Consider the following 12,354-nt stretch of genomic DNA (forward strand, 5'->3'; position numbering starts at 1 on the left):
CTTTTTCGTCTGTCTGGTAAGTTACCAGATTCTTACCCAGCCATTTTTCTGCGAAAGCGCGGATTTCGTCTTTGCTCTTAACCAGCTTCACACCGCCCGCTTTACCGCGGCCACCAGCGTGAACCTGAGCTTTAACAACAAACATGTCGCCGCCGATCTGATCAGCTGCTGCAACTGCTTCTTCAACAGTGGCTGCGGCGATGCCTTTAGATACAGGCAAACCATATTGGGCAAACAGCTGCTTCCCCTGATACTCGTGCAAATTCATGGCTATTTTCCGTTCATTTTGACATTAAGGCTGCACCGGGGGATGCAGCCAGATTTAAAACCGGCGCCGATTATAGTGCCGATCGGTTCGATAAAAAATGCCGGGGGTACAAATAAACCGGCATTTTTTTACCTGTTCGCTGAAATTAGATATCCAGCAGAATACGGGTTGGGTCTTCCAGCAACTCTTTCACAGTCACCAGGAAACCGACAGACTCTTTCCCATCGATAATACGGTGGTCGTATGACAGAGCCAGGTACATCATTGGCAGAATTTCCATTTTGCCGTCCACCACCATCACGCGGTCCTGGATTTTGTGCATACCCAGAATAGCGGATTGTGGTGGGTTGATGATGGGCGTTGACATCAGAGAACCAAACACACCACCGTTGGTGATGGTGAAGTTACCACCAGTCAGGTCGTCCATGGCCAGTTTGCCGTCACGGCCTTTAATGGCTAAGTCTTTGATACCTTTTTCGATTTCAGCCAGGTTCAGCTTGTCACAGTCACGCAGAACTGGCGTGACCAGGCCACGTGGTGTAGACACCGCAATGCTGACGTCGAAGAAGTTGTGGTACACAATGTCATCGCCATCAATAGCGGCGTTCACTTCTGGGAAGCGTTTCAGCGCTTCAGTCACGGCTTTCACGTAGAACGACATGAAACCTAAACGGATGCCGTGTTTCTTCTCGAACACGTCCTGGTACTGCTTACGCAGGTCCATGATTGGCTTCATGTTCACTTCGTTGAAGGTGGTCAGCATGGCCGTGCTGTTTTTCGCTTCCAGCAGACGGTTGGCAATGGTCTTACGCAGACGTGTCATAGGCACACGTTTCTGTGAACGGTCACCCGTGACTGGTGCTACTACTGCGGCAGCAGCAGGAGCGGCTTTGGCCGGAGCCGCGGCAGCTGGCGCGCCAGCCAGGAATTTCTCTACGTCTTCTTTGGTCACACGGCCGTTTTTACCTGAGCCTTTGATTTTGCTGGCGTCTAAGCCTTTTTCAGCAATGAGGCGGCGAACAGACGGCGTTAATACGTCGTCGCTGTCAGCAGCTTCAGCAGCCGGAGCTGCTGCAGGGGCAGCGGCGGCTGGTGCAGCAGCCGCCGCACCGGCGTTCAGGTGACCAATGACTTGTTCAGCCAGCACTGTAGCGCCTTCGTCGTGCAGAATGTCGCCCATCACGCCATCGGCCTGAGCAACCACTTCTAACACCACTTTGTCTGTTTCGATATCGACCAGTACCTGGTCACGGCTTACGGCTTCACCTGTTTTTACATGCCAGGTGGCGATTGTTGCATCAGCAACTGATTCTGGAAGTACCGGGACTTTAATTTCCACTTTGTCACCTATTCTATTGGTCAGAGTTCAGTTTCATCTGCCAGCATTCTGCTGGCAGCTAAAAGCCAAAGTCAGAGGTCCGCAAACCGGCCCCTGACTGGGATACAGCAAAGCGCGGTTCCAGACCGCGCTTTTCAGTTACACAAGAGTCAGAGCTGCGTTCACCAAAGCCTGTTGTTGCTTGTTATGAACGGACAGGTAACCAACTGCCGGAGAGGACGATGCCTCACGGCCAGCATAAGTCAGCTTGGCACCGGCCGGGACTGACGCCCAGAAGTGGTGCTGACTGCAGTACCAGGCGCCCTGGTTCTGCGGTTCTTCCTGACACCAGACAAAATCTTTGACGTGCTGGTAATCTTTCAGTGCTTCGGCCATTTCTGCCGCCGGGAACGGATACAGCTGTTCAATCCGTACAATGGCAATATCGGTGATATTGCGTTTACGGCGCTCGTCCAGCAGATCGTAATACACTTTACCGCTACACATCACCACGCGTTTCACGTCGCTTGGCTTGAGTGGGTCGATTTCACCAATCACGTTGTGGAACACACCGCTGGCCAGCTCTTCCAGTGAAGAGGTGGCTAATGGGTGGCGCAGCAGCGACTTTGGCGACATCACAATGAGTGGCCGGCGCAGTGGGCGCACCATCTGACGGCGGATCATCGCAAACACCTGCGCTGGTGTAGACGGCACCACCACTTGCATATTGTGGTCAGCACATAATTGCAGGAAACGCTCCAGACGGGCTGAAGAGTGTTCCGGGCCCTGGCCTTCATACCCATGAGGCAGTAACAGGGTTAAACCGCACAACCGGCCCCACTTCTGCTCGCCTGAGCTTAAGAACTGGTCGATCACCACCTGAGCACCGTTGGCGAAGTCACCAAACTGGCCTTCCCAAATGACCAGTGCAGTCGGTTCAGCAGTGGCATAACCGTATTCGAATGCCAGCACGGCCTCTTCAGACAGCGCTGAGTCATACACCTGGAACGGGCCCTGGTCGGCACTGATGTGCTCCAGTGGTATATACACAGAAGCGTCTGCCTGGCTGTGCAGCACCGCATGACGGTGGAAGAAGGTACCACGGCCAGAATCCTGACCGACGATGCGGATACGGTTACCTGCACCCACGATAGAAGCGTATGCCAGAATTTCGGCAAAGCCCCAGTCAATTTTCTTCTCGCCTTTGAGCATTAATGCACGGTCTTCGTACACTTTGCCAACCTGACGTTGCAGTGTGTGAGATTCCGGGAACTGAATGGCTTTATTGCCTAAATCCACCAGCTTCTCCACTGGTAAAGCGGCGTCGTAAGGCACATCCCAGTCTTTACCAATGTAGGGAGTCCAGTCGGCCATGCTTTCAGTCATAGGACGCCATTCTTCCACCACGCAGTCGCCTTTATCCAGCGCGTCACGGTAGCCGTCGATCAGCTTCTGCACTTCGTCTGCAGCAATCACACCTTCCAGCGCCAGTTTCTGTGCATAGAGTTCACGTGGCGTCGGGTGTTTTTTGATTTTCTGGTACATCAGCGGCTGGGTTGCATTGGGCTCGTCCGCTTCGTTGTGACCGTTACGACGGTAACAAACCAGGTCAATCACCACGTCACGTTTAAAGGTGTTGCGGTAATCCACAGCTAACTGGGCCACAAAAACCACGGCTTCCGGGTCGTCGCCATTCACGTGGAAAATTGGTGCCTGCACCATCTTGGCAATGTCAGTACAGTAAGGTGTAGAACGGGTATCTTCCGGGTTTGACGTGGTGAAACCAACCTGGTTGTTTACCACGATACGGATAGAACCACCCACTTTGAACGCACGGGTCTGAGAGATGTTGAAGGTCTCTGCCACCACCCCCTGGCCTGCAAAGGCAGAATCACCGTGAATGGTGATGGGCAGTGCCATAGAACCATCGACGCAACCGCGACGGTCTAAACGGGCACGCACCGAGCCCATCACCACCGGATTAACGATTTCCAGGTGAGACGGGTTAAAGGCCAGTGCCAAATGCACATTACCGCCTTTGGTTTCGAAATCTGACGAGAAACCCATGTGGTATTTCACGTCACCGGCACCGACTACTTCGTATTTACCGGCAAATTCGTCGAACAGTTTGCTTGGGTTTTTGCCCAGCACGTTGATCAGGGTGTTCAGACGACCGCGGTGGGCCATACCGATCACACAATCTTTGGCACCCTGCTCACCGGCACGGTGGATCATCGCTTTCAGCATTGGCACTAAGGCGTCACCACCTTCCAGACCAAAGCGCTTCGCGCCAGGGAACTTGGAGGCCAGGTATTTCTCCAGGCCGTCAGCTGCTACCAGGTTTTTCAGGATCTGCAGCTTCTGTTCTTTGCTGTAATTGGCCTGCGACTGCACAGACTCCAGACGTTGCTGGATCCAGCGCTTTTCGTCAGTCGATACAATGTGCATGTACTCAGCACCAATGGTGCCGCAATAGGTACGCTCCAGGGCTTTGTACAGATCGCCCAGCTTCATGCTGGTTTCACCGCCGGCGAAGGAGCCTACGTTAAATTCACTGTCAAAGTCGGCTTCGGTCAGATCGTGGTGAGATAATTCCAGATCACGCACCCGTGGTTGTTTCCACAGGTTTAAAGGGTCGAGATTGGCGTGTTGATGGCCACGGAAACGGAAGGCGTTAATCAGTTGCAGTACTTTTACCTGACGCTGATCAGCACCACCGCCTGCCACCGTAATGACTTCACGGTGTTTGTTTTTCGCCAAATCTAAGAACTGAGCGCGGACATCGCTGTGGCGGGTTTCAAGATCAACACCGTCAATCTTCGGAAGGCTGGCAAAAAACTGACGCCATTCTTCGTCAACACTAGCCGGGTCGGCTAAGTAGGATTCATAGAGTTCGTCCACATAGGCCATGTTGCCACCGCCTAAGTGCGAAGACTCTAACCACGCCTTCATTACACCTTCGTGCATTTGGTTTCCCTTTATTCGAAGCACCTGGAAAAACTAGCAATGCTATTGCTTGATGATTTTCACCAAGGCTTATTTTTCGACTTTGAACTAACGAAGGGCGCTTTACAGCGCCCGGTTTAATAACATGGATTTGATTTGACCAATGGCCTTGGTCGGGTTCAATCCTTTTGGACATACGTTGACACAGTTCATGATGCCATGGCAGCGGAACACGCTGAACGCGTCATCCAAATCGTTTAAACGTTGCTCAGTGGCCGTGTCGCGGCTGTCCGCCAGGAAGCGGTACGCGTGCAACAGACCCGCTGGGCCGATAAACTTGTCCGGGTTCCACCAGAATGAAGGACAAGAGGTTGAACAGCAGGCACACAGAATACACTCGTACAGGCCGTCTAACTTCTCACGCTCTTCCGGCGACTGCAGGTATTCACCGGCAGGCGGCAGACCATCATTGATCAGGTAAGGTTTGACTTTTTCATACTGAGTGTAGAACTGGGTCATATCGACCACCAGGTCCCGTACCACAGGTAAACCCGGCAGCGGACGAATGACCAGCTTGCCGCCTTTGCCCTTGCCTAAAGCAGACAATGGAGTGATACAGGCCAGACCGTTTTTACCGTTCATATTCAGACCGTCTGAACCACAAACGCCCTCACGGCAGCTGCGACGGAAGCTTAAGGTTGGGTCCTGTTCTTTTAATTTCAACAGGGCATCCAACACCATCATGTCACGGCCTTCCGGATTGTCCAGCACATAGTCCTGCATCCGTGGCGCCGTATCCACATCTGGGTTATAGCGATAGATAGAGAATACTAACTTATTCATTCTGTATCCCTCTTAATAAGTACGGGCTTTAGGTGGGAAAGCCGGACGGAACTTGGTTTCCATATTCACTTTGCGCTTAAACATTGATTCAGTCTCAGGCGAATAAACGCTGTGGCATAACCAGTTCTCGTCGTCACGATCCGGGAAGTCAAACCGGGCATGGGCGCCACGGCTCTCCGTTCTGTAGTTGGCAGCAACTGCAGTAGAGAAAGCGGTTTCCATCAGGTTGTCCAGTTCCAGACATTCAATGCGCTGAGTGTTGAACTCTTTGCTCTTGTCGTCCAGACGGGCATACTTCAGACGCTCGCGGATCACTTTTAACTGCTCTAAGCCTTCAGCCATAGCCGCACCTTCACGGAATACCGAGAAGTTCAGCTGCATACACTGCTGTAAGTCTTTTTTGATTTGCGCCGGATCTTCACCCTGACCTGGTTTGCTGTCTTCCCAACGTTGAGTACGGGCCAACGAGGCTTGCAGATCAGAGTCTGAGGCAGCACGGTATTCAGAGGTTGCCGCCAGAGCTTCGCCCAGGTGCAAGCCAGTTGCACGACCGAACACCACCAGGTCAAGTAACGAGTTACCACCCAGACGGTTGGCACCGTGCACAGACACACAAGCGATTTCACCACAGGCAAATAACCCTGGGATCACTTCTTCACGGCCATCTGCTGTTGGACGCAGTGCCTGACCATGCACGTTAGTCGGCACACCACCCATCATGTAGTGACAGGTTGGGATCACAGGAATTGGTTCTTTCACCGGGTCCACGTGCGCGAAAGTACGGGACAGTTCACAGATACCTGGCAGACGGCTTTCCAGCACTTCTTCACCCAGGTGGTCCAGCTTCAGCTTGATGTGTGGGCCCCAAGGACCGTCACAGCCGCGGCCTTCACGGATTTCTGTCATCATAGAACGGGCAACCACGTCACGGCCGGCCAGGTCTTTGGCGTTTGGCGCATAACGTTCCATAAAACGTTCACCGTCTTTGTTCAGCAGGTAACCGCCTTCACCGCGACAGCCTTCTGTCACCAGTACGCCGGCACCGGCAATACCTGTCGGGTGGAACTGCCACATTTCCATATCCTGCATCGGCACGCCTGCACGCAGTGCCATCCCCACGCCGTCACCTGTATTGATGTGCGCGTTGGTGGTTGATGCAAAGATACGGCCCGCACCACCTGTGGCCAGAACCACAGCACGGGATTTGAAGTAGACGATTTCACCGGATTCAATGTCGATAGCGGTACAACCGACCACTGCGCCATCCTGGTTTTTTACCAGATCCAGGGCATACCACTCAGAAAACACCTGAGTTTTGTTCTTCACGTTTTGTTGGTACAGCAGGTGCAATAAGGCGTGACCTGTACGGTCCGCTGCAGCGGCAGTACGGGCAGCCTGTTCGCCACCGAAATTCTTCGACTGACCACCAAAAGGACGCTGGTAGACACGGCCATTCTCAAAACGGGAGAAAGGCAACCCCATGTTCTCCAGTTCAGTGATGGCTTCCGGGCCAGTTTTACACATGTATTCGATCGCGTCCTGGTCACCGATGTAGTCAGAACCTTTCACGGTATCGAACATATGCCATTCCCAGTTATCCGGGTGCGAGTTGCCTAACGCAACTGTGATACCACCCTGGGCAGACACCGTGTGAGAACGGGTTGGGAAGACTTTAGATAACAAGGCACAGGTCAGGCCTGATTGAGTGATTTGCAATGCGGCGCGCATACCTGCGCCACCTGCGCCGATCACCACGGCATCAAATTCGCGTACTGGAATAGCCACTTAAACACCCCACAAAACAAAGAGACCGACAGCTACATAACCGAAAGCCAGCGTGTACAGTAAAAACTGCAGCACAGCGCGCAGACGGGCGTTTTTGACGTAGTCAGTCAACACCTGCCATAAACCGATTTTGGTATGAACCGCGATACAAACTAAGGCTAATAAAGTACAGGCTTTCACTAATACGTTGGAAAACAGCCCTTTCCAGCTGTCGTAGGTCACTTCTGGTGTACAGAGGAAATAACCCAGAATAAACAAGGTGTACAACGTCAGAATGATGGCTGTTGCACGCAGCGAGACATAATCCTGAACACCGTCACGCTTTAAACTGGCTTGATTCAGAACCATAACCACACTCCTGCTACTACTGCTAATACAATCCACAATGCGATCGTCACTTTGGCGCTGGTGTTACCAGACTCCAGCTCTTCCCAGTGGCCCATGTCCATCACCAGGTGACGCAAACCACCCAGAATGTGATAGGTCAGCACTGTGATAGTGCCCCAAGCAATAAACTTGGCAATAAAGGATTGCATTACAGATTTGACGGTCTCGAAGCCTTCCGGAGAAGACAGAGACACTGCCCAGGCCCAAATTACGAACACCAGTGCAAAGAACATGGCAACGCCCGTTACACGGTGAAGAATGGAGGCACTGGCAGACGCAGGAAAAGAGATAGTTGTAAGGTCGAGATTTACAGGTCTTTGCTTTTTCACAGTTTCTTGCCCATCGACGCCCTTTTACGAGCTTTGTTGTCATTATTTGTTGCTGATTACTCAGTCAACGCCCAATGGATATACAGGCTTTCGCTTTGAGAGGTTCAGCCAGGGTCTTATCTATCAAGCACTGAACAGGTTTAAAAACCCGCGACAGTATATATTTCGCTAATTCGGATTACAATTTACATTTGAATCCAAATCTTAAATTCTTCCTACAAAAGCGACCCAAGTGGTTTATTCCTAAAACCCGCTGCATCAAGTTATAGAAAAGATCAATCGGTTTAGCCTAACGAATGTGCAAAATCAGGCAATACGACCAGAGTCGAATACTTATTATGCATTCGCGCATTAAAATTGACTTTTACTCTGCGGTTGACGTTAGAATAGCCGCGATAAAGGTTCAACCCAATTAAAAACAGGAGAAATCCAATGACAGGCAAAAAAGCTGTCTTGCAGATCGAAGGCCAGGCCCCTATCGAGCTCCCCATTTACTCTGGCTCAGCTGGCACCGACGTAATTGACATCCGTACTTTAGGTCAACACGGTTACTTCACCTTCGATCCAGGCTTTATGGCCACCGGCTCCTGTGAATCAAAAATCACCTACATTGATGGCGACAACGGCGTGTTATTACACCGTGGTTACCCAATTGAACAACTGGCTGAAAAGTCAGACTATTTAGAGCTGTGCTACCTGTTGCTGGAAGGCGAATTGCCGGGCAAGGCTGAGTACGAACACTTTGTTCATACCATTACCCGCCATACCATGGTGCATGAAAAGCTGGCGTCGTTCTTCCAGGGTTTCCGTGTCGACGCACACCCCATGGCCATGCTCTGTGGTGTCGTGGGCGCTATGTCGTCTTTCTACCACTCTGACCTGGACATCAACGACCCGGCACAGCGTAAGCGCTCTGCCCACCGTTTAATTGCCAAGCTGCCAACCATTGCGGCTATGGCCTACAAATACACTGTCGGTCAGCCATTCGTGTATCCACGGAACGACCTGAGCTACGCCGAAAACTTCCTGCACATGATGTTCTCTGTGCCGGCAGAAGATTACAAAGTCAGCCCAACGCTGGCCAAAGCCATGGACCGCATTTTCATGCTGCATGCGGACCACGAACAAAACGCGTCCACCTCTACAGTGCGTTTAGCCGGTTCTTCAGGCGCGAATCCTTATGCCTGTATCGCTGCCGGTGTGGCGTCTCTGTGGGGCCCTGCACACGGCGGTGCCAATGAAGCCTGCCTGAAGATGTTGCAGGAAATCGGTTCTGTGGACCGTATTCCTGAGTTTGTGGCCCGTGCCAAAGACAAAAACGACAGCTTCCGTCTGATGGGCTTCGGTCACCGCGTGTACAAAAACTTTGACCCACGCGCCAAAGTCATGCGTGAAACCTGCCACGACGTGCTGAAAGAACTGAATATCAAAGACCCGCTGCTGGATGTAGCCATGGAGCTGGAGCGTATTGCGCTGTCAGACCCCTACTTCATTGAGAAGAAACTGTACCCGAACGTGGATTTCTACTCAGGTATCATCCTCAAAGCCATCGGCATTCCAACCAGCATGTTCACCGTAATTTTTGCGATGTCCCGCACTGTTGGCTGGATTTCTCACTGGGATGAGATGCTGTCTGACAAAGGCCACAAAATTGGCCGCCCACGTCAGCTGTACACCGGTTACACTCAGCGCGATTTCGTGAAAAAAGACTAAGTCAGAAAGCACTTAGCATAACAAAGGCCGGATGTTAAAATCCGGCCTTTGTGTTTTCAGAGGCCTGACATGTGACTTTTTCAGCAGAGCTTTTTCGCGCCGAGTTTGGCTTTTTTCAGCAGCATCCGGAGTGGATCTACCTGGATAACGCCGCCACCATGCACAAGCCTGCAGCAGTCCTTGCGGCAGAACAGCAGTTTTATCTGACCCAGAACAGCAACGTTCACCGCTCCGCCCATGGCTTAAGCCAGCTGGCCACTGCCGCTTTTGAACAGTCTCGCCAGACAGTTGCACAGTTTCTGAATGCAGGTTCGAGCCATCAGGTGATTTTCCAGAGTGGTGCCACCGCCGCATTTAACCAATTGGTGTTTGGCCTGACAGGCACTGTACTTAAGCCGGGCGATCGGGTGCTGCTGACGGTACTGGAACATCATGCCAACCTGGTCCCCTGGCAGCTGCATGCCAAATCTGCCGGTATTGAGCTTGATTTTGTACCATTAGACCAGCACAACAGGCTGGATTTGACCGCCTACCAGCAATTATTACAACGCCAGCCGAAAGTCGTCAGTTTTGCTCAGGTGTCCAATGCGTTGGGTCATATCCAACCGATGGAGCAGATGGTGAAGATGGCCAAAGCCGCTGGTGCCCTGGTGGTGGTAGACGGTGCCCAGGGCGTGGTCTGGCAACAACCCGATCTGCAGCAATTGGATATAGACGCCTATATTTTCTCAGGCCATAAACTCTACGGCCCCACAGGTATTGGCGTGTTGTGCGCCAAAAAACAATTGCTGGAGCAGCTGCGCCCGCTGTTTGGTGGTGGTGAGATGATCCAGCATGTCAGCCTGGATAGTGTTAGTTTTGCCGCCCTGCCTTACCGGTTGGAAGCCGGCACGCCCAATATGGCCGGTGCTGTTGGCCTGGCTGCTGCTATTGCATGGTTGCAGAAACAGGACCAACAAGGCTTAAAATTGCATAAAACCCAGCTGTTACGCCAACTTTATGCAGCCTGTATGCAGATCCCCGGACTGGAGCTGTTGTCAGAGCCCGATCTCAACGCAGGGATCCTGCTGTTTAACCTGAAAAATGAGCATCCTGCGGACGTGGCCGAAGTGCTGAACCAGTTTAAACTGGCTGCCCGGGCTGGCACGCATTGCGCTATGCCGCTTTTTCAGCAGCTTAATGTCAAAGGGGCGGTACGTTTATCGCTGGCTGGTTACACAACTGTCACTGAAATTGCGCAAAGTATCGACATACTGACGAAATTACCGGAGTTCTTTTAAGTGGTCCGACAAGACATCTTTACAAATACAGCGGTGGCGCTGGATACCATTTTGCAGGTGCAGCTGCCGCTGCTGCAACAAAGCAACGACTGGCAGGCGAAATACAGGTCTTTAATGCAGTTAGGCAAACTGCTGCCCGCCCTGCCGGACGAGCTGAAACGGGATGAACTGAAAGTTCAGGGCTGTGAAAGTCAGTTTTGGCTGGTCCATCACAAAGATGCAGTCACGCAGCGGCATTATTGGGCCTTTGACAGTGACGCCCGCATTATTAAAGGCCTGGCTTGTGTGTTGCTCTGTCAGTTAAATGGCCAAACCAGTGGCGAACTGAAGTTTGATTTAGCTGCTCAGCAACTGGCCCAATTGCAGCTGGCTCAAAACCTCAGCCCCTCGCGCAACAACGGCCTCTATGCGGTGTTGCACAGGGTCAAACAGCAGACTCAACCTTAAGCGGGCTGTCGCGCCTGATTTTACCAGCAAAGCACCAGTTTGCCTGTCACCGCATTGCTTTGCAGCAACGCATGGGCCTGTTCCGCGTCGGCGAAGCTAAAGGTCTTTGCCACAACAGGCTGCAGGCCTTGACCTAAATTTTCGCCGCAACGTGCTAAAAACTGTTGGATTAGCTGCGCTTTATAGGCATCCGGGCGGTTACGCAAAGTGGAACACAGCAGCTGACCACGTTTTTTCAGCATCAGTGCCATATCCAGCTCCCTGGCATACCGACCACCCAGCATCGACAACACCACGATTTGTCCGTCCATGGCCAGCAGTTGCAGGTCTTTGTTCAGATAGTCGCCGGCGACAGGGTCAATCACCAGATCAAAACCGGCGGGGGTCAGCTGTTTGAATGCAGTAACAAAATCCTGCACCCGGTAATTCACCGCATAATCAGCACCAAGCGCCAGGCAAGCCTGAGCTTTCTCGTCGGCCCCCACTGTCACTGCGACTGTAGCCCCGAACAATTTTCCCAGTTGTATAGCGGCAGTGCCGACACCACTGGCTCCGGCATGCACCAATAAGCGTCCTTGTGCAGGCAGATGGCCTACTTGGGCCATCGCCTGAAATGCAGTCAAAAATACTTCGGCGCAGGCCGCCGCCTGGCTAAAACTCCACTCCAGTGGTTTTTTCATCAGATGCGCGGCAGGCAATGCCACATACTCGGCATAACCGCCGCCCGGCACCAGGCCAAACACCTGTTGCCCCAGCCAGGGTTGATGCTCTGCGTCTGCGGCGGCGACAACAGTACCGGCAACTTCCAGGCCTAAAATGTCGGACTCGCCTGGCGGTGGTGGATACAGCCCCTGGCGCTGCAATAGATCGGCCCTGTTTACGCCAGCGGCCGCAACTTTTACCAGTACCTGACTTGCCTGCAGTTGCGGAACCGCCCTTGAGTTCACTTGCAATGTGCTGGCCGGCCCTGCATCTTTCACTTCGATGCAACGCATCTGCGCCGGGATGCTCAGGTTTTCCATGGCTATGTCCTTGTAT

The 12,354-nt window shown here is 52.5% G+C and carries 11 protein-coding genes; 3 read left to right on the forward strand and 8 right to left on the reverse strand.

The genetic code is table 11. The annotated features are described in order from the left end of the window. The 7 genes from WKJ04_RS11610 to sdhC all read right to left on the reverse strand — a co-directional run. Window positions 1–268: ATP-grasp domain-containing protein (locus tag WKJ04_RS11610; RefSeq protein WP_337880572.1), on the reverse strand; the 268-nt coding region annotated here is incomplete at its 3' end. A gap of 145 nt (window positions 269–413) precedes the next feature. Continuing rightward, complete coding sequence (odhB, locus tag WKJ04_RS11615) at window positions 414–1,607, reverse strand: 2-oxoglutarate dehydrogenase complex dihydrolipoyllysine-residue succinyltransferase (RefSeq protein WP_337842060.1); 1,194 nt, start codon at window positions 1,605–1,607, stop codon at window positions 414–416. Window positions 1,608–1,745: 138 nt separating this feature from the next. Next, on the reverse strand, window positions 1,746–4,553 hold the full coding sequence (locus WKJ04_RS11620) for a 2-oxoglutarate dehydrogenase E1 component (RefSeq protein WP_337880573.1): 2,808 nt from the start codon (window positions 4,551–4,553) through the stop codon (window positions 1,746–1,748). A 102-nt stretch (window positions 4,554–4,655) separates the two neighbouring features. Next, the gene (locus WKJ04_RS11625; RefSeq protein ID WP_337842062.1) at window positions 4,656–5,375 is read right to left on the reverse strand and encodes a succinate dehydrogenase iron-sulfur subunit; all 720 of its coding nucleotides are present in this window, start codon (window positions 5,373–5,375) and stop codon (window positions 4,656–4,658) included. Between the two features lie 12 nt (window positions 5,376–5,387). Further along, window positions 5,388–7,160: a succinate dehydrogenase flavoprotein subunit gene (gene sdhA / locus WKJ04_RS11630; RefSeq protein WP_337880574.1), complete on the reverse strand. Its 1,773-nt coding sequence runs from the start codon at window positions 7,158–7,160 to the stop codon at window positions 5,388–5,390. After that, entirely contained in the window at window positions 7,161–7,508 is a 348-nt protein-coding gene (gene sdhD / locus WKJ04_RS11635) for a succinate dehydrogenase, hydrophobic membrane anchor protein (protein ID WP_337880575.1), read from the reverse strand. After that, window positions 7,499–7,876, reverse strand: a complete 378-nt coding sequence (sdhC, locus tag WKJ04_RS11640) for a succinate dehydrogenase, cytochrome b556 subunit (RefSeq protein ID WP_337880576.1) — start codon at window positions 7,874–7,876, stop codon at window positions 7,499–7,501. The genes sdhD and sdhC overlap by 10 nt, the downstream gene beginning before the upstream one ends. A gap of 432 nt (window positions 7,877–8,308) precedes the next feature. On the opposite strand from sdhC, the gene gltA reads away from it, so the two are divergent. The 3 genes from gltA (at window position 8,309) to WKJ04_RS11655 (ending at window position 11,316) form a co-directional block, all read left to right on the forward strand. Then, window positions 8,309–9,589, forward strand: coding sequence for a citrate synthase (gene gltA, locus WKJ04_RS11645; RefSeq protein WP_337842066.1), 1,281 nt, complete (start codon window positions 8,309–8,311; stop codon window positions 9,587–9,589). Between the two features lie 71 nt (window positions 9,590–9,660). Continuing rightward, window positions 9,661–10,869 carry a cysteine desulfurase gene (locus WKJ04_RS11650; protein ID WP_337880577.1) on the forward strand — a complete coding sequence of 403 codons (1,209 nt, stop codon included), beginning with the start codon at window positions 9,661–9,663 and terminating at the stop codon, window positions 10,867–10,869. Then, the gene (locus WKJ04_RS11655; RefSeq protein ID WP_337880578.1) at window positions 10,870–11,316 is read left to right on the forward strand and encodes a SufE family protein; all 447 of its coding nucleotides are present in this window, start codon (window positions 10,870–10,872) and stop codon (window positions 11,314–11,316) included. A 20-nt stretch (window positions 11,317–11,336) separates the two neighbouring features. On the opposite strand, the gene WKJ04_RS11660 is transcribed toward WKJ04_RS11655, so the two are convergent. Then, a complete protein-coding gene (locus WKJ04_RS11660) occupies window positions 11,337–12,338 on the reverse strand; it encodes an NAD(P)H-quinone oxidoreductase (RefSeq protein ID WP_337880579.1) in 1,002 nt (333 codons plus the stop codon). Between the last annotated feature and the right edge of the window lie 16 nt (window positions 12,339–12,354).

The organism is Rheinheimera sp. (genome assembly GCF_037442345.1).
In the GTDB taxonomy this organism is placed as follows: domain Bacteria; phylum Pseudomonadota; class Gammaproteobacteria; order Enterobacterales; family Alteromonadaceae; genus Pararheinheimera.